Origin of the sequence: Caulobacter sp. HMWF025 (assembly GCF_003060965.1) — a bacterium.
Classification (GTDB): domain Bacteria; phylum Pseudomonadota; class Alphaproteobacteria; order Caulobacterales; family Caulobacteraceae; genus Caulobacter.
In genome coordinates this window covers 26,829-44,746 of the sequence record NZ_QAII01000158.1, presented here as the reverse complement: position 1 = coordinate 44,746, position 17,918 = coordinate 26,829, and the positions used below count along the sequence as shown (strand labels likewise).

Genomic DNA, 17,918 nt, shown 5'->3' with positions numbered 1-17,918 from the left:
CACCGCCAGCGGGATCAGCAGCACCAAGCCGAGCATGCCCAGGGTGATGAAGGGCCGCTTGAGAATGTCCTTCCACAGCTGGCCGAGGTCGAAATAGAGGTCGACCCCGACATAGCTGAACAGGTGCAGCACGATATAGGCGAAGGCGAACAGGCCGACCGTCCGCCGGAAGCGGATGAGACGCGGCTGCCGGAAAATCCGCGCCGCCGGGGTGATGGCCAGACCGACCAGCAGCAGTCGCAGACCCCAGACCCCCAGCTGCCGGATCAGCTTCTCGATCGGATTGGCCCCCAGATCGCCGGCAAAGCCCTTCCAGGCCAGCCACAGCAGGGGCGCAAGGCAGGCTAGCCAGACCAGGCCATAGACCAGGTTGTCCTGCAGTCGCGAGGGGCGTTTTCTCGCCGCCCTGGTCGGTTCCATCAGTAGTAGGTCTTCAGATCCATGCCCCGATAGAGATCGGCGACATACTGGCCATAACCGTTGAACGGCAGGGTCTCGCGGCGGCGGAACTCGCCGATCCGGCGCTCGGTGGCCTGGGACCAGCGCGGATGATCAACCGCCGGATTGACGTTGGAATAGAAGCCGTACTCGCGCGGAGCCAGGCGGTTCCATGCGGTGGCGGGCTGGCGCTCGGTCAGGGTGATCCGGACGATCGACTTGGCCCCCTTGAAGCCGTACTTCCACGGCACCACCAGCCGCAGCGGCGCGCCGTTCTGGTTGGGCAGGGTCTCGCCATAGAGACCGACCGCCATCAGGGTCAGCGGATGGGTGGCCTCATCGATCCGCAGGCCTTCGCGATAGGGCCAGTCCAGGGTGTTCCAGGCCTGGCCCGGCATTTCCGACGGCCGCACCAGGGTTTCGAAGGCGACGAACTTGGCCTTCGACGTCGGCTTGACCGTCGCCAGCAGGTCCTTCAGGGGGAAGCCGGCCCACGGGATCACCATCGACCAGCCCTCGACACAGCGCATCCGGTAGATGCGCTCCTCAAGCTTGTTGGCCTTGATCAGGTCTTCGATTCCGACCGTGCGGGGGGCTTCGCATTCGCCGTCGATGCGCACGGTCCAGGGCCGGGTCTTGAGCTTGCCGGCGTTCTCAGCCGGATCGCTCTTGTCGACCCCGAACTCATAGAAGTTGTTGTAGGTGGTGACATCCTCGCGCGAGGTCGGGGGCTCTTTCGTGGAAAAGCCCTTCGAGAAGTTGAGGGGCGCAGCGGCCGCTGCCCCGCCGAGACCGGCAAGGCCCAGTCCGGCTGCTCCGGCGATGAAGGACCGCCGCCGCAGATAGAGGTCCTGGCCGGTGACCTCGTTTTCGCTCAGGTCGGGGGCTTGGCGGATCAGCATGGCGGGCTCCGGAAAAGAACACTTCGTCCAAGATACGGATCACCGCGCCGTTTGGTTACGCCGATTTTGAAATATCAGTGCCGGGGCGGCCGATCACCGCCCCGGGCGGACTGCAGGCGCTGCAGACCGTCTGCCAGAGCGGCCCGTTCCCCGGCCGGCAGGGTAGCGGCATAGCCCACCAGCGCCTCGTCCACCCGGCCACGGGTCTGGACGTCCAGTTCGCGCGCCGCGGCAAGCCGGCGTGAGGCGGCGGCCGCGTCAAACGGCTCGTCGGCAAAGCTCTTCCAGACCGCACGGCGTTCCGATCGTGCCTGCCGCACGGCGTCGCGATTGGCCTGATTGGCCTCGCGCACCACCGCCCGCAGGCCCTGCCGGTGCTCGACCGTCAGGCCACGCCCGGCCGTCCACAGCGGCGCGCGCCCGGTCACGGCACCGACCACCGGATACTCGGCCTTGATCCGGTGACGCATGAAGGCCGCGCCCGCAATGCCGCCGACCAGGAAGAGGTTCAGTGCGCCCGACACGATCAGGGCCACGGTCAGGGTTCGGGTCGAGATCATGATGCTGCGGGCTCCTCGAGACTGTCGGTCGCGTCACCCCCGTCCACCGACGACGCGATCAGCGCGTCGGCACTCAGGTCCTCCCGGTCATGGCCGGCCAGGACAACGCCCACCGTAACCCCGGCCATGGCCGAGACGCCGAGACCGAGGGCCGCACCGAGCCCGGCGATCCAGCGCCAGGCGGAGGCTGCGGGACGCGGTGCGGCCGAAACCAGACGGCCCAGCAGGGCCGCATCCACCGCACCGGCCGGGGCCAGGTCGAGCAGACGGTCCAGCGCGGCCGCCGCTTCCAGATGGTGTCCAAGGCCTTGCGGGTCCTGCAACAGCAGGGCCCGCGCCGCCTCACGCTCGGGCTCGGGCCAGCGGGCAATGTCACCGCCGTAGGCTTCAGCCAGGGCCAGAAAGCGATCCCGTGAGAGGCTCATCTCGCTCATCGTGGCATCTCCATCATCCGGCGTCCCGCGTCAGGTCGGCCAGCGCGGCCTTCAGGGCACGCCGACCGCGTCCCAGCAGGCCTTCCAGCGCCTCGACACTGACCTGCATCAGGGCCGCGGCCTCGATATTGCCCAGGCCCTGGTGATGGCACAGGACGATCGCCTCGCGCTGACGGGCCGGCAGGGCCGCCAGGGCCGCTTCGACCCGGTGCGAGACCTCGCGCCCCAGCACTCCGGCATCGGGGCGCGGGCCGGGATCGGCCTGCTCGGGGGGCTCGGCCATCACCACGTCGCGACGGCGCCGCAGCCGGTCGCGGCACAGGTTCAGGGCCACCCGGTGCAGCCAGGTATCGAACCGGGCTGCACCCGGCTGCCAGGACCGGGCCTGTTTCCAGGCCCGCAGGAAGGTCTCCTGCGCCACGTCCTCGGCTTCGCCGGAGTCGTTGAGCATACGCCGCGCCAGGGCGAGGATACGGGGCAACCGCCGATCCAGCAGCTGGCGAACGGCACGCGGGTCGCCCCGCCCGACGTCCGCCAGCAATGCCTCGTCGGGATCGCTCCCCTGCGACGTCAATCGTCACCTCGCCGCCCGAAGTCGCATCGATCAGAGACCAACCTTCTTACGATCACGACCGGACTTCAAATCCGAAGCGCTCAGGACACCGTCCTTGTCGGAGTCCATGCGCTGGAAGCGGGCAGCGAGAGCCCCGTCCATCTCGGCGCGCGACAGGACACCGTCCTTGTCGCTGTCGAGCCGGGACCACATGCGGTCGGCCCGGCGTTCGCGCTTGGCCTTGGCCCGTTCCTCACCGAGGGCTGCAAACTCCGCGCGGGACAGCTTGCCGTCCTTGTTGCTGTCGAGGGCCAGCATCTGGGCTGAGCGTCCCGCCTGGAATTCGCTCTGGGTGACCTTGCCGTCGCCGTTCGTATCCAGCTTCGGGCCGTGCTGCCCCCCGGCCAGGACCGGCGTCGCGATCATCACGGCGGCAAGGCCGATCAGGGTAAGTTTCAGCTTCATCTTTGGTCTCCAGATCTATCGGACGCCCCCGTCCCACAGACCTTCAACGGAGACAGATCCGGTTTCCGTCGCTGGACCGCACAGGCCTTCGACCGAAGACCTTTGCTCTAGCGCGGCGTCAGCCCGTTGGGGTCGATGAACTGGCGGGGAAGGCCTGGCCCCTGGACATAGGCCCCCAGCCAGGCACCGCCGCCGCCGTTGAACCACTCCACCCGGATGGCGTGTTTGCCGGGCGTCAGGTCGATGCTGCCACCGGCCGTGAGCACACCGTGGTCTCCGTCATTGTCGACCACCGGCTTGCCGTCGATATAGAGCTTGCTGCCGTCGTCCGAGGCCAGGGAGAAGCCATAGGTCCCGGCGGCCGCGATCTGCAGGTCACCCTCGAACACCACGGCGACGCTGTCCTCGCGGGGCAGTTTCAGCCCGGTCAGCGAGATCTCGTGGGCGGTGCCGGAAGCCGCGGGCTGCAGCCGCGTGAAATCGGGCAGCCGCACCGGCCCCTCCGGCAGCAGATAGGCCTTCCAGGTCACGCCGGAGGCGACGGCGGTCTTTGGGTCCAGCATCCGGAAAAAGCCGGTCGCCGGAACGCTGGCGGCCTGACTGTCGACGAACAGGGTAGCACGCACGATCGTATTTCGGCGGATCGTAACCGGGCCGGCATAGAGCGGCGAGGCGGGTGTCGGGAAGCTGCTGTCCAGAGTGTAGCGGATCTCGCCCACCGGGTTGGGATTGCTGAGGGTCATCTGGACTGTCTCGGCGACGAACAGCCCGCCGGCGGTCGCGGTTCCGTCACGGGCCGGCGCGATCACCGGCGAGGCGTAGAAGCTGCTGGAGCGATAGGCCTGCTCCGGCGCGGCTTCGCCCTTCAGGATCGGCGTCACCGGCCGGCCCAGCCAGGCATAGGGGATCTTCGCCCCCAGCAGCCAGGCGGTGGTCGCCGCGGTGTCGAAGGTGTTGATCGGTAGGTCAAGCTGGACGCCCGGCTTGATGGCCTGGCCATAGGCAATCCAGGGGATCTCCAGCTCGGCCAGGCTTTCCCCGCCGTGGCCCTTGCCGACACCGCCGTGATCGGAGGTGACCAGGATCACCGTCCGGTCGGCGATCCCGGCCACCTCGGTCGCCTGACGAATCTGGCCGATCAGCGTGTCGACCCTGGCCACGGCGTCGTAGTAGCGCGCCGTTCCATGGCCGAATTCGTGCCCGGCATGATCGACGTCATCGAAGTGCACGAACAGCAGGCCGGGCTTGCGGGCCTTGATATAGGCGATGGCCAGGGCCGCCGTGTCGGCCTCGTCCTTGGAATTGACGTCATAGTCCACGAACCGGTGGTCATAGAGGTTGCCGAAGCCGTCCCACTGATAGATCGAGCCCACTTCCAGTTGCGGTTGCTGGTCGAACAGCACCTGGAAGATCGACGGGAAGAAGCCGCCCGACCCGGTGACCGAAGAGGGAAAGTTAAATTCGCCCACCTTCCAGTCATTGCTGGTCACGCCATGCTGTTCGGGCCCCACTCCGTTGAGGATCGAGGCCCAGTTGGCCCCGCTGGTGGTGGGCAGCACGCCCCGGGCATGCAGGCTCCAGCTGCCATGCTTCATCATGTCCTGCAGGATCGGCGTCTGGGCCTTCATCACCCCGTCGGGGCTGAGGCCGTCTACGCCGATGATGATCACATGCTCAACCTTGCGCGCACTGTCAGCCAGGGCAGAGCTTGCGCAGGCCAGACCGGCGATCAGGGCGATCGCGGTGGCGAGGTAGCGGATGGGGTGGGTCATGGCGGGCTCCGGAAACTGACCAGCACGCTGGACCGCGGCCATCCTGCTGGAGCCGGCCATCCACCGTGAATTGGTATAGACCAGTTACCACCACACGGTTGCGGTTTTGCGACTGTGGCCCGGGCTCAGGACTCCACCCGCACCACCGTCTCGAACGCCGCCCGGGCCTCCTGCTTGGCCCTGGCCAGCCGGGTTTTCAGCGTGGCGAAGGTGCGCGCGTGTCCGGCCCTGGCCAGCATGGCCTTGAAGGCCTTCGGTTCCAGCTCAGGATCGGTCCCGTCCTCGAGCGCCACCTTGAGCAGTTGCGACAGGTCCTGCTCCAGCCGCCAGGCGGTCTCAAGCGCCGACAGGGCTGACGCCTCGCCCAGGCCGGCCGCGCGCAGGGCCGCCAGGGCCTCGCCGGTGTTCTGGGCGAGGGGGCCGCCCCCGGCGGCGTGGCGCAGTTGCAGGAACTGGGCGACGAACTCGATATCGACGAGGCCGCCGGGCGACAGCTTCAGATCCCAGATGCCGCTGCCGGGCCGCTCCTGCTCCATCAGGGCCCGCATCTCCAGCACATCGAGGGCGGTCCGGTCCGCATCGCGCGGCCGGCGAAGGGCCGCCTCGATCGCCGCCTCGGCCCGGGCCTGGAAGGCCGGCGAACTGGCCCAGATCACCCGCGCCCGGGTCATGGCCAGCAGTTCCCAGGTCTCGGCCTCGCGGGCGTAATAGTCTTCGAAGGCGGCAAAGCTGACAGCGACCGGTCCCTTGGTGCCGGAGGGGCGCAGCTTCAGGTCCACCTCATAGAGGGTCCCCTCTCCGGTCGGGGCCGAGAGGGCCGAGGTCAGGCGCTGGGTGAAGCGGGCATAGAAGCTCTCGGCTCCCCAGCCCTTGATCGCCGACATCGCTGCCGGCTCGTGCGCCGCATAGAGGGTCATCAGGTCGAGGTCGGACTTGGCGGTCATCTCGCGCGATCCGGCCTTGCCCAGGGCCACCACCGCCACCTCGCCCGGGAAGTCGCCGCCCAGCCGCACCGTCTCGGCCAGAGCCGCCGGGGCCAGACCGGCCACGATCAGGTCGCCCAGCCCGGCAAAGGCCGCCCCGACGTCGCGGGCATCGGCGGTGCCGCTCATCACCCGCACGCCGATCCGGAAGCTCTGGTCGCGGAACAGCCGGCGGGCGGCGTTCATCGCCCCTTCGAAATCGTCCGGATCCCAGGGCGCCGTCTCGGGCACGGCCATGCTGCCGAAGAAGGCCGGGTCCAGCAGGGCGTCCAGCGCGGTCGGCCGCCGGGCCAGGGTCGCGGCCAGGCGCGGCGCGAAGGCCATGACCTCGACGATCAGCTCGAACAGGCGCGGCTGGGCCAGGAACAGCGACTGGATCTGCACGCCCGAGCTCAGCGAGCCGAAGAAGTCCGCAAAACGGTTGAAGGCGGTGTCGGGCGCGCCGGTGGCATTGGCGGCGTCCAGCAGGCGCGGAGCCAGGCGCGTGAACAGCTCGCGGCTCCGCTCGGTGCGGGTCGCGGCAATATGGCCGTGGTGCCAGCCGCGAATGGTCGCCGCCACCCGCTCTGGACTGGAAAAACCCATGCGCTTGAGCGTGGCAAGAGTCTCGGGATCATCCTCGACCCCGGTAAAGACCAGCGAACCGAAGCGCGACGACAACGCCTCCTCGCCCGCAAACAACCGGCCGTAGCGCTGGTTGACGCCCTTGAGGATCCTGCCGACCGCCGCATCAAACGACCGCAGATTGCCCTCGCCCCACAGGGCCGCGACCTTCTTACGGTCGGCATCGGACTCCGGCAGCTTGTGGGTCTGCTCGTCGGCGATCATCTGGGCGCGGTGTTCCAGGGCGCGCAGGTCGCGATAGGCCTGCGTCAGCCATTCGGCGTCGGCGACGGTGACATGCCCCGCCGCCGCCAGGGCCGCCAGGGCGTCCAGGGTGCGGGGCGAGCGCAGGTCCGGCTGGCGTCCGCCGAGGATCAGCTGCTGGGTCTGGACGAAGAACTCGATCTCGCGGATGCCGCCGCGCCCCAGCTTCAGGTCAGCCCCCTTGGCGGTCAGGCGGTCATCGACCTTGTAGGTATGGATCTGGCGCTTGATCGAATGGATGTCGGCAATGGCCGCAAAGTCCAGATTGCGCCGCCAGATGAAGGGCTGCAGATGGGCCAGGAAGGCCGCGCCCTCGTCCGGATCACCGGCCGCGATCCGGGCCTTGATATGGGCCGCCCGCTCCCAGTTCTGGCCGACGCTCTCATAGTAGTCGAGGGCTGCATCGACCGGCATGGCCGGCGGGGTCGAGGACGGGTCGGGCCGCAGGCGCAGGTCGATCCGGAACACATAGCCGTCGGCGGTGCGCTCCTGCAGAATCCGGCCCAGATGGTTGGCGATGCGAACCGCCACACCCTGGGGCTCAATCCCTTCGGCCACTGGCAGCCGCTCGGGGACGTAGAAGATCGAGAAATCGATATCGCTGGAATAGTTCAGCTCAAAGGCGCCGTGTTTGCCCATGGCGATGCAGAACAGGCCGGGCGCGGGCCCGTCCGCGCCCTCGCCGACATGCGTCAGGGCCCCACGTAAAACCTCAACCCGCACGGCCTGGGCCAGACCCGCCTTGAGACTGGCATCGGCGAACCGGGTCAGGGCCCCGGTCACTTGGTCAAGATCCCAGACCCCGCCCAGATCGCAGAGCGCCGTCAGCAGGTGCAGGTCGGCTTTCAGCTCACGCAGCCGGCGGCGGGCGGTCTCGAAATCGGGCTCGGCAGCCACCGTGGCGGTCTCGGCCAGCAGGCTGTCGAGGCGCGAGACCGGATCAGCCAGCAGAATCCCGGGCAGACGCCCCGCATCGCGTCGCGCCAGTCCGGCCAGATAGGACGAGGCCGCAAAGACCGGCGCCAGGGCCGGCCAGGCCGCCTCGACACCGGCGAGGCCCGCCTCCCCGACCTTGCGCAGGATCGCCTCATGCGCCCGCTCGGCGGCCTTGGGATCGTGGATCGGGCCGCAGGGGGCCAGGCGGTCGAGCAGGCGAGTCATGGCGGCCACCGTGGCCCGCCCGGCTCGTGTCAGCAAGCATCAGCACGCTGCCGAGGTTCCCCGGGTGCCGTCGTCACCAGCACGCCCCGGGAGAGCCTACTCCACTCTCGGCAGCACCAGGGCCACACGCAGGCCCGGGCCCATGCCGTTGTATTCACCGGGGCCTTCGGACAGTTCCAGCCGGCCGCCGTGCGAGGCGACGACGGCCTGCACGAGCGAGAGGCCAAGGCCCGCCCCCGGCTCGCTGCGGCTGTTTTCGAGCCGCACGAAGCGCTGGACGACGCGGGCCCGGTCCTCGTCGGGCACGCCGGGGCCGGTGTCGGTGACCGAAAACTCCAGCTCGCCGGACGACCGCCGCCGGGCACGCAGCATGATGGCCCCGCCCGAGGGGGTATATTTGATGGCGTTGTCGAGGATGTTGGCCAGGGCCTGGGCGATGAACTCGCGATTGCCGCGGATGACCAGCGACGGGGTGATCTCGGCCTTGAAGTCCAGCCCCTTGTCCTCGCACGAGAACTCGTAGAGCTCGGCCATGTCGCGGGCCAATTCGGAGGAGTCGAAGCTCTTCTGGTCGGGGGCCTGACCGGCGGCCTGCAGGCGGGCGATGGCCAGCACCGCATTGAAGGTCTTGAGCACACCGTCGGCGTCGAGCAGGGCCGTCTCCAGCGCCGCGACCGGATCGCCCTTGCCGTTCTCGGCATCGATCAGGGCCACCTCCATGCGGGCCCGCAGCCGGGTCAGGGGCGAGCGCAGGTCGTGGGCGATCGCGTCGCCGGCATGGCGCAGGCCGCCCATCAGGCGCTCGATGCGGTCGAGCATGTCGTTCAGGCCCTCGGCCAGTTCGTCATACTCGTCGCGTGCGCCGCGCACCTTGGCGCGGGCGTGCAGGTCGCCGGCCTGGACGGCGGTGACCAGATCCACCAGCCCCTGCATGCTGCGCGAGACGTTACGGCTGATCAGCACCCCGCCGGCCAGGCCCAGCAGGATCACCAGCGCCCCGGCCCCCCAGAGGGCCCGGACGATCTTGCGAACATAGTCCTCGGAGTCCTGGACGTCGGCGCCGACCATCAGCACCTCGCCGCCGTCGAGGCGAACAATCACACTCCGGGTCGAGCGCCGGATCTCGGCCCCGTCGATGTTGCGGTCAGTCAGCTTGAAGGTCACCCAGGCCGGGCCGGGCCCGCTGAAGCTGTCGACCGGCAGGGCCTCGACCGAGCCGGAGACCTTCTTGCCCGCCGGATCCAGCAGCAGATAGACGAACGGCCGCTCACCGATGGCCCGTTCGATGATCGCCTGGTTGAGCGTCGCCTGGCCCCCGACCCGATAGGTCGCCTCGAGGCTCTCCATTTCACGGCTGATCTCGGCATCGGCGCGACGGTTCACCTCGCCGGCCGTCGCGATATAGATGTAGCCGAGGAACGCACTGGCGGCCGCCGCGAACAGGGCCAGGAACAGCAGGGTCAGGCGGAACGGAGTCGTCCGCAAAAGGCGCGGCATGCGCATGGTCTAGACTTTCATGCCCGTCAGGCGAAGCCGCCGGGACACCTAGGGATCCAGCCGGTAGCCCGCCCCGCGCACGGTCTGCAGCATCGCCCGGTCAAAGCCCTTGTCGATCTTGCTGCGCAGGCGCGAGATGTGGACGTCGATCACATTGGTCTGCGGATCGAAGTGATATTCCCAGACCTTTTCCAGCAGCATGGTGCGGGTCACCGACTGTCCGGCATGGCGCATCATGAATTCCAGCAACTGGAACTCGCGCGGCTGCAGGTCGATCTCCTTGCCCTGGCGGTGAACCGTGCGGTTGATCAGGTTCATCTCGAGCTCGCCGACCTTCAGCGTCGTGGCGACGGCGCCGGTTTCGCGCCGGCGTGACAGGGCTTCGACCCGCGCCATCAGCTCGGGGAAGGCATAGGGCTTGACCAGATAGTCGTCAGCCCCGGCCTTCAGACCGACGACGCGGTCGCCGACTTCGCCCAAGGCCGACAGGAACAGGACGGGGGTGTTGTCACCCTCGCGGCGCAGGGTCTCGACGACCTCGACGCCGTCCTTCTTGGGCATCATGCGGTCGACGATCAGGACGTCGAAACCGCCCTTGCCGGCCGCAATCAGGCCGGCCTCGCCATCGGGCGCATGCTCGCACTGATAGCCAGCCTCCGTGAGACCATGGCTCATGGCCGCAGCCGCCTCGATATCGTCTTCAATGATCAGAATACGCATCAGCCAGCCCCTCATGCGTCCGTCGAACGGAGAAACAACCCACGTTCTCCCGATTCGACCCCGGGACGCGACATCTGGACTCTGGATACCGGTTTTGAGGACAGCCGTCCCTTAAACCTTCGACAGACTCCGGACGAAAAAGCCCGCCCCGGAGATCCGGGGCGGGCTGGATCGTTTCAGCGCTGACGCCGGATCAGGGGGCGATCTTCAGCGCCATGACCAGCGGGCGCCCCTGACGGACCACCTTGGCCAGCACGCTGGGGCGACCAGCCTTGCGCGCGGCGGCCACCGCTGCGTTGACATCGGCCGCCGAGCCGACGGTCATGCCGTTGATCCCGGCCAGCACGTCGCCCTTGGCCAGGCCCTTTTCGCCGGCGTCGGAGTCGGTTTTCACGCCGGTGATCAGCAGGCCCTTGAGGTCCGGATCGATCTTGAAGGCCGCGCGGGCCGCCGCATCGATCGGCGCGAGGCTCAGGCCCAGCGCTTCGAACTTCTGGGTCTGGGGCTTTTCGGGGGTCGGGTTGGCACCGCCCTCGGCATTGTCATCCCCGGCCCCCAGCGAGTCTTCCGACGGACGGACGCCCGACTTGACCTCGATGGTGCGCGGCTTGCCGCCCCGCAGGACCGACAGCTTGATCGGCTCGCCCGGGCGGGACTTGGCGACTTCGCGCGTCAGTTCCGAACCGGTCTTCACGGCGACACCGTTGACCGCCGTGACGATGTCCTCGGGCAGCAGGCCCGCCTTCTGGCCCGGCGCGCCGGCCACCAGCTCGGCGATGATCACGCCCTTGACGTCCGGCATGCCCAGGGCTTCGGCCATCTCGGGATTGAAGTCCTGGATGTTGGCGCCGATGTAGCCGCGCACGACCTTGCCGCCACTGATCAGCTGACGGGCCGTCGACTCGGCCACGTCGGCGGGAATGGCGAAGCCGATCCCGACCGAGCCGCCGGTCGGCGAGAAGATCGCGGTATTGACCCCGATCACGCGGCCATAGATGTCGAAGGACGGACCACCGGAATTGCCCCGGTTGATGGGGGCATCGATCTGGATGTAGTCGACGAAGCGCGACGAGCTGTCGCCCAGATCGCGATTATAGGCCGAGATGATGCCGGCCGTGGCCGTGCCGCCCAGGCCGAACGGATTGCCGATGGTGATGACCCAGTCGCCGACCCGCGGCTTGGCCTGGTTCTCGAAGTCGACATAGGGGAAGTCGGCACCCTTGGCCTTGGGGTCGGTGACCTTGATCACCGCCAGGTCGGTGCCTTCGTCGCGGCCGACCACCGTGGCCTTCAGCTCGCGGCCGTCCTTCATGACCACCTTGATCTCGTCGGCGTCGGCGACGACGTGATTGTTGGTCACGATGTAGCCGTCGGCCGAGATGAAGAAGCCCGAGCCCGAGGACTGCTGCTTGGGAGCCGCCGGAGCGTCTTCCTCACCTTCAGCGCCCGGCTTCTGGCCGCGCGGCACGATGTCGAAGCCCTCGAGGCCCGGAATGCGCAGGCGCGGCGAAGCGGCTGCCTTGGACGTCACGTCGATCTGGACGACGGCGGGCGACACCTTCTCGAAGATGTCGGCGAACGACATGGGCGCACCGGGCGGCGGCGCGAAATTGGCAACCGGTGCCATGGCGGCGTGGGCGGCCGGGGGCGTCTCGGCGGCGTCCGCCGTCCCCATCCGCATCCCGGCACCCGCCAGGGCTGCGGCAGCGACGCCCGCGCCGGCGACGGCGCCCAGAATGAAACCCGACTTCCTAGCGGTCATCTCTTGTCTTTCCTCACCCGCGGCGCTCGGCGCCGGGACCTGTCACTGCAGAACCTAGTCTCGAACGGATATCGCGCAATGGTTCCTGAAACATCTTTGCATCACGCGGGAGGGTCTTCTTGCGACCCCTTTTCGGCGCAATCGTGGCCGTCGCCCTCCAGCAGAACCGCGAGGCGGGCTTCTTCCTCGGCTGACAGGGCGTCCACCTCGGCGGTTTCAGCGGATCCGGCCGCAGAGCGCCGGCGCAACAGCGCAACCAGAAGACCGCCCCCGGCCAGCAAAAGCCCGGCAGGAGCCAGCCAAAGCGCGGCATTTCCCACCGAGAACGGCGGCTTCAGCAGCACGAACTCACCGTAGCGCGCCACCAGGAAAGCCCGCACCTCGGCATCGGTTCGGCCCTGGGCGATTTCCTTGCGCACGATCTGCCGCAGGTCGCCGGCCAGTTCGGCCTGGGAGTCGTCGATCGACTCGTTCTGGCAGACCAGGCAGCGGACCTCGCGGAACAGGGTGCGGGCCCGGGCCTCCTGGGCCGGATCAGGCAGGCGTTCCGAGGGCTCGGAAGCCGCCGCCATGCAGACCACCGCCGTCAGGGTGAGGGCGAAGGCGCGCAGGGCGCCGAGCGATGAGCCCCTCACGCGGCAGTCTCCGAGGCGCGACGGCCCACGCCCAGCCGGATACGCCGGTCAGACAGGGAGATGGCCCCGCCCAGCGCCATCAGCAGCGGGCCCAGGAAGATCAGTCGCACCCACGGATTGACATAGGCGCGCACGAGCCAGGCCGGCTTGCCGCCCTCGCCCGCCCGGCGCTCGCCCAGAACGATATAGAGATCGTCCAGGCCCTTCGGGCAGATGTGCACCTCGGACGTGGTCTGGCCGCCGGTGGGATAGAAGCGGCGTTCGGGACGGGCCGCGCAGACCAGACGGCCGGCCTGGTCGACGATCGCCACCTTGCCGCGCTCGGCCAGATAGTTCGGGCCCTCGACGGTGCCGACATCCTGCAGGGTCAGGCTGTAGGCTCCCAGTCTGAAGGACTGTCCAAGGCTGAGCGCCTGGGCCTGCTCGACCCGCCAGGCCGTCTCGAACGACGCACCGAGCACAAAGACGCCCATGCCGGCATGGGCCAGGGTGGTGCCCCACGCCCCGCGCGGCAGGCCGGTGGCCCGTCGCCAGGTCTGGGCCAGCGGGACGCGCAGCAGCTTCACCCGCTCGGCCAGCTCGGCCAGGGCCCCGCCGATCAGCCAGAAGCCCAGGGCCACACCGGCGCTGGCCAGCGCCTTGCGGGGCACGATCAGCCCGTAGGTCACCAGGCCCAGCACCGCGGCCGCCGCCAGGGCCACCCAGAGCCGGCGCATCACCGCTCCGGCATCGCCGCGCTTCCAGGCCAGCAGCGGCCCGGCGGGCAGGATGGCCAGGGCCAGCAGCATGACCGGCGTAAAGGTCAGGTTGAAGAACGGCGGGCCCACCGAAACCGCCTCGCCGTCGATGGCCTCGCGGATCAGCGGATAGAGGGTGCCCAGCAGGACGGTCGCCGTGGCGGTCGACAGGACGATATTGTTCAGCACGATCGCGCTTTCGCGACTGACCGGCGCGAACAGGCCACCGGAATTGAGCGACGGCGCGCGCAGGGCAAACAGCAGGAACCCGCTCCCGGCCGCGACACCCATCATCATCAGCAGCAGCACGCCGCGGGTCGGATCGACGGCGAAGGCGTGGACCGAGGTCAGCACGCCCGAGCGCACGAGGAAGGCTCCCAGCATCGAGAAGGTGAAGGCCGCCAGGCCCAGGAAGACCGTCCAGCCCGGCAGGGCTCCGCGCTTTTCCAGCACGATGGCCGAGTGCAGCAGCGCCGCGCCGATCAGCCACGGCATGAAGCTGGCATTCTCGACCGGGTCCCAGAACCACCAGCCGCCCCAGCCCAGCTCGTAATAGGCCCAGAAGGCCCCCAGGGTGATGCCGATGGTCAGCAGGCTCCAGGCGGCGAGGGTCCAGGGCCGGACCCAGCGGGCCCAGGCCGCATCGACCCGGCCCTCGATCAGGGCCCCCATGGCCAGGCTGTAGACCACCGAGAAGCCGACATAGCCCGCATAGAGGAAGGGCGGATGCACGGCCAGGGCCCAGTCCTGCAGAAGCGGGTTGAGCGAACGGCCCTCGACCGGCGGATCCACCAGCCGGATCATCGGGTTGGAGGCGAAGACGGTATAGGCCAGGAACATGATCCCCAGCGCCCCCTGCACCGCCACCGCATAGGCCCGCAGGCGCGGCGGCAGGCTGGCGCCGAACACGGCCATGGCCGCGCCATAGCCCGTCAGCACCAGGCACCAGAGCAGCATGGAGCCCTCATGGCTGCCCCAGGCCCCGGCCACCTTGAACAGCATCGGCTTGGCGGTGTGGGAATTGGCCGCGACATTGGCAACCGAGAAGTCGGACGTGACGAAGGCGTGGACCAGGGCGGCGAAGGTCACCGCCACGCACAGGAAGGTGGCCAGGGCCGCACCCCGTCCGGCCCCGGCGAGCACGGCCGAGCGCCGCGCCCCGCCGACGGCGGACAGCCCGGTCTGCAGCACCGAAAACACGAGGGCCAGGATCAGGGCGAAGGCGCCCAGTTCGATGATCATGGCTTACCCCCGGCCGGTGCGGCATAGGCCGGAGCACCGGCCCCCTGCCCGCGCCATTCGCCCTGTTCCTTCAGGGCCTTGGACACTTCTCGCGGCATGTAGCGCTCGTCGTGCTTGGCCAGGACCTGTTTGGCGATGAAGGTGCCGGACTCGTCAAACGATCCCTGGGCCACGATGCCCTGCCCCTCACGGAACAGGTCCGGCAGGTCACCCTGGAATTTCACCAGGGCCGTGGCGGTGTGGTCGGCGACCACGAACTCGACATCGCCGCCGGGGTGCTTGACGACGCTGCCCGCCTGAACGAGCCCGCCCAGCTGGACCTTTCGACCGGCCGGCACCTTGGCCGCCTGGGCCTGGGCGGGCGTGTAGAACAGCGAGATGGCGTCGCGCATGCCGTACAGCGCCAGTCCGACCGCCAGGGCGAGGACCGGGGCGATGGCGAGAAGAATCGTCAGACGACGCCGGGCCTTGCGGGATTTCGGCCAGAAACTCATGGCCTTGCCCCGTCCTGTTGACCGGTTTTTGGTTGCGGCGGCGTCTGGGCCGCCTGACGCAGCGCGGCCAGCACCTTGGGCTCGCCGGAGAAGCGGGCCGAAGCCTCGGCCAGGGCCGCAGCCAGCTTGGCCGTCTCGCCCATCACGGCATAGGCTCTCACCAGCCGCACCCAGCCGTCGGGGTCATCGGGCGCGGTCTTGAGCCGCGTCGCCAGGCCCTCGACCATGCCGGCGATCATGCCCTGGACCTGCTCGGTTTCGCCCGGCTGGGCCACCGGTGCAGGCAGGCCGCCGGCCTTCTCGACGGTCGCGATCTCACGCATGAGCGGCTCGCGGCCCTGGTCATCGGACGGCAGGTCTGCTGCCAGGGCGCGCCAGTCGGCCAGCCCCCCGGCAACGTCACCGTCGGCGATCCGGCTACGGGCCAGATAGTAGCGCGGGCTGGGCGCAGCGGGATCGATCTTCAGCGCCTCGCCGAAGGCCAGGCGGGCATCGGGGCCGACCTCGCCCTGGGCCTCGGAGACGAAGACTTCGCCAAGGGCGGTCCACAGGTCGACCCGGCCGGGGGCCAGACGCACGGCCCGGCGGAGGGCCTGCTCGGCTCCGGGCAGGTCGCCGGAGGCGGCACGCGCCAGGGCCAGATGTTTCAGGGGCTCGGGATCGGTGGGCCGTTCGGCCGCGATGGAGGCCAGAACCGCCGCAATCCGGGGCGGATCCAGGGTGGCGGGATCGGTGGCCCGCCACTCGGCGACGCGGCCGGCATAGGGCTGGTCGGGCATGCCCGGGGACCCGATGGCCACATAGGTGGCCAGGGCCGCGATCGGCGCCAGGGCGGCCGTCAGCAGGGCGATGCGACGCGGACCAGCCCCCTCGGAGGGCCAGGCCTCGACATGATCGGCCGAGGCCAGCAGCCGCCGGGCCGCCTCGGTGCGGGCGCCCTGACGCTCGGCCTCGTCAAGAAGACCCTGGCCGGCCAGCCGCTCGATCTCGAGCAGTTGCCGACGCTGGGCGTCTCGTTCAGGGGCAACAACGAGACGGCTTTTCGCCGCACTGCGCAGCACGAGCGCGCCGGCTGCCGCCGACAATCCCGCAGCCGAGATCCAGAATGCCAACATAAGGGCCTGTTAGCCGGGAATGGCTTCGGCCGTTAGCGAAAAAAGCGCTTAAGGGGTTACTCCGGCACACTTGCTGTCCGGGAGTGTGAGGGCAGACAGGCCTCAGGCCGCGATTGCCGCCGCCGCCCGGCGCCGGACAATCTCGGCGGTTTTGTCATCGCGGGTGTAGGCAATCAGATTGGCGGCGATGTCGAGATACTGCCGGGCGATCGCAGGATCACCGCCCTCACCGGTCCGGGCCGCATAGAGGACGTCCTCGATATACTGGTCCAGGCGGGTATTGAGCTTCTCGAGCGCCTTGATCCGCGTCGTACCATAGCCGCTCTTGTCGGCGCAGGGACGCAGTTCGGCGATGAAGGTCAGGGCGGCGGTGGCGCGGCGCACCCGGCGCTCGTCCGGCGGATTGTCGAGCAGGGCCACTCCCTTGCCGCCCTTGCCGCCCAGGATCGAGATCGGCCGCGTCGGCAGGGCTTCGGCCAGTTCCCGGTCGGCGGCCGCCATACGGATGTCGGCGGCCTGGGCGATGGCCTGCTTGAACTTCGCCACGCGCTTGCCCCAGGGGCCGTCCTTGGCGAGGTTCACGGACTGCTCGAGCTCAATGATCTGCAAGGCCACGCGCTGGGCGATATGGCCGGCCTCGCGCCCGATCTTCTCGCCCCGCTCGAGATCGAAATCGCGGATCATGGCAATGGAGGTTTCGATGTCGGTCAGCACGCTCTCACCGAACGAGGCAGCTTCCGAGCTGGCCATGTAGCGATCGTTCGGCCGGTCCATGACCGCCGAGATAATCCGCAGAATCCGCCATTCGTCCGGCAGCTGGGCCGCCATCATGTCGAACAGCATCGGACCGGCGTCGTCGCGAATGGCGCAGGCGTCGCGATAGGCCAAGCGCGCGGCGGCAGCCCGCTCGCCGCTCATCTTGCTGACCCAGTCCGACAGCTTCGGCAGGGTCGTCCGGACGATGCTGGAAATCTCCAGGCAGCGGGCCAACTGCTCGCACTCGCTCAGGTCGCGGAGCGAATCGAAAGCGGTCTGCGAAGGGTCACGCAGGCCGGTAACGGCCATCGCGCAGAGCTGGTCGAAGACTTCGGGCGCCCCCTGCTCCAGATCCCAGGGATTGCAGCGGGATGCGGCGTCCTCGACGGCGCGGGGTGCGACGGTCTTCAGCGCCTTCCAGAGACGCGCCAGAACGACGGGGGGAAAGTGGATCAGTCCGTCCTTTCGCGGCCCGCACAGCGGCACGATCGGCGCGAGGACATTGTTGCGGACGAAACGCTCGGTGGTCTCGACCTCGACCAGGCCGCGAACCTGGGCCAGACCGCCGACTTCACCGACCCCGGACAGAGCCAGTTCGAGGCTGCGCAACGCAGCATCGGGCGCGGTTTGCACCAGCGTCCGGATGATCTGCAGTTTGTGCGCAGCGATTGCGGTCATGAGTCTCCGCCGGGTCAAAGGACCGACAGCGTCAACCATGTTGCCAACGAGGTTAAGACTTTCCGAAATCTCGTGAAAATCGTTCGGCCGAACACGGAAATCCGGACGGCCAAAAGTTCAGATGCGGCAAAGGCTTGCAAAGCCAGC

General features: G+C 68.7%; 16 protein-coding genes. All 16 read right to left on the bottom strand.

Annotation, left to right across the window (positions count from 1 at the left end; genetic code table 11):
• A partial coding sequence (locus DBR10_RS17240) for a sulfite oxidase heme-binding subunit YedZ (RefSeq protein WP_146187869.1) occupies window positions 1-420 on the bottom strand: 420 nt, incomplete at its 3' end.
• Window positions 420-1,340, bottom strand: a complete 921-nt coding sequence (msrP, locus tag DBR10_RS17235) for a protein-methionine-sulfoxide reductase catalytic subunit MsrP (RefSeq protein ID WP_108504086.1) — start codon at window positions 1,338-1,340, stop codon at window positions 420-422. The genes msrP and DBR10_RS17240, both read right to left, overlap by 1 nt.
• Window positions 1,341-1,414: 74 nt before the next feature.
• On the bottom strand, window positions 1,415-1,900 hold the full coding sequence (locus tag DBR10_RS17230) for a periplasmic heavy metal sensor (protein ID WP_108504085.1): 486 nt from the start codon (window positions 1,898-1,900) through the stop codon (window positions 1,415-1,417).
• The gene (locus DBR10_RS17225; protein WP_108504084.1) at window positions 1,897-2,334 is read right to left on the bottom strand and encodes a hypothetical protein; all 438 of its coding nucleotides are present in this window, start codon (window positions 2,332-2,334) and stop codon (window positions 1,897-1,899) included. Before DBR10_RS17225 ends, DBR10_RS17230 begins: the two co-directional genes overlap by 4 nt.
• A gap of 13 nt (window positions 2,335-2,347) precedes the next feature.
• A complete protein-coding gene (locus DBR10_RS17220) occupies window positions 2,348-2,908 on the bottom strand; it encodes an RNA polymerase sigma factor (protein ID WP_108489899.1) in 561 nt (186 codons plus the stop codon).
• Between the two features lie 30 nt (window positions 2,909-2,938).
• Window positions 2,939-3,352, bottom strand: a complete 414-nt coding sequence (locus DBR10_RS17215; protein WP_108489900.1) for an EF-hand domain-containing protein — start codon at window positions 3,350-3,352, stop codon at window positions 2,939-2,941.
• Window positions 3,353-3,459: 107 nt separating this feature from the next.
• Window positions 3,460-5,124, bottom strand: coding sequence for an alkaline phosphatase family protein (locus tag DBR10_RS17210; RefSeq protein ID WP_108504083.1), 1,665 nt, complete (start codon window positions 5,122-5,124; stop codon window positions 3,460-3,462).
• Window positions 5,125-5,249: 125 nt separating this feature from the next.
• Entirely contained in the window at window positions 5,250-8,135 is a 2,886-nt protein-coding gene (locus tag DBR10_RS17205; RefSeq protein WP_108504082.1) for a bifunctional [glutamine synthetase] adenylyltransferase/[glutamine synthetase]-adenylyl-L-tyrosine phosphorylase, read from the bottom strand.
• A gap of 96 nt (window positions 8,136-8,231) precedes the next feature.
• The gene (locus tag DBR10_RS17200) at window positions 8,232-9,638 is read right to left on the bottom strand and encodes a sensor histidine kinase (protein ID WP_108556532.1); all 1,407 of its coding nucleotides are present in this window, start codon (window positions 9,636-9,638) and stop codon (window positions 8,232-8,234) included.
• 42 nt (window positions 9,639-9,680) lie between these two features.
• Window positions 9,681-10,352 carry a response regulator transcription factor gene (locus tag DBR10_RS17195; protein WP_108504092.1) on the bottom strand — a complete coding sequence of 224 codons (672 nt, stop codon included), beginning with the start codon at window positions 10,350-10,352 and terminating at the stop codon, window positions 9,681-9,683.
• 193 nt (window positions 10,353-10,545) lie between these two features.
• Window positions 10,546-12,114, bottom strand: a complete 1,569-nt coding sequence (locus DBR10_RS17190) for a trypsin-like peptidase domain-containing protein (RefSeq protein ID WP_108504081.1) — start codon at window positions 12,112-12,114, stop codon at window positions 10,546-10,548.
• 101 nt (window positions 12,115-12,215) lie between these two features.
• Window positions 12,216-12,749, bottom strand: a complete 534-nt coding sequence (locus tag DBR10_RS17185) for a cytochrome c-type biogenesis protein (protein WP_442861127.1) — start codon at window positions 12,747-12,749, stop codon at window positions 12,216-12,218.
• Window positions 12,746-14,728, bottom strand: coding sequence for a heme lyase CcmF/NrfE family subunit (locus tag DBR10_RS17180; RefSeq protein ID WP_108556531.1), 1,983 nt, complete (start codon window positions 14,726-14,728; stop codon window positions 12,746-12,748). Before DBR10_RS17180 ends, DBR10_RS17185 begins: the two co-directional genes overlap by 4 nt.
• Entirely contained in the window at window positions 14,725-15,222 is a 498-nt protein-coding gene (ccmE, locus tag DBR10_RS17175) for a cytochrome c maturation protein CcmE (protein WP_108505411.1), read from the bottom strand. Before ccmE ends, DBR10_RS17180 begins: the two co-directional genes overlap by 4 nt.
• Entirely contained in the window at window positions 15,219-16,337 is a 1,119-nt protein-coding gene (ccmI, locus tag DBR10_RS17170; RefSeq protein WP_108505412.1) for a c-type cytochrome biogenesis protein CcmI, read from the bottom strand. The genes ccmE and ccmI overlap by 4 nt, the downstream gene beginning before the upstream one ends.
• 102 nt (window positions 16,338-16,439) lie before the next feature.
• On the bottom strand, window positions 16,440-17,771 hold the full coding sequence (locus DBR10_RS17165; protein WP_108505413.1) for a hypothetical protein: 1,332 nt from the start codon (window positions 17,769-17,771) through the stop codon (window positions 16,440-16,442).
• Window positions 17,772-17,918: the final 147 nt, after the last annotated feature.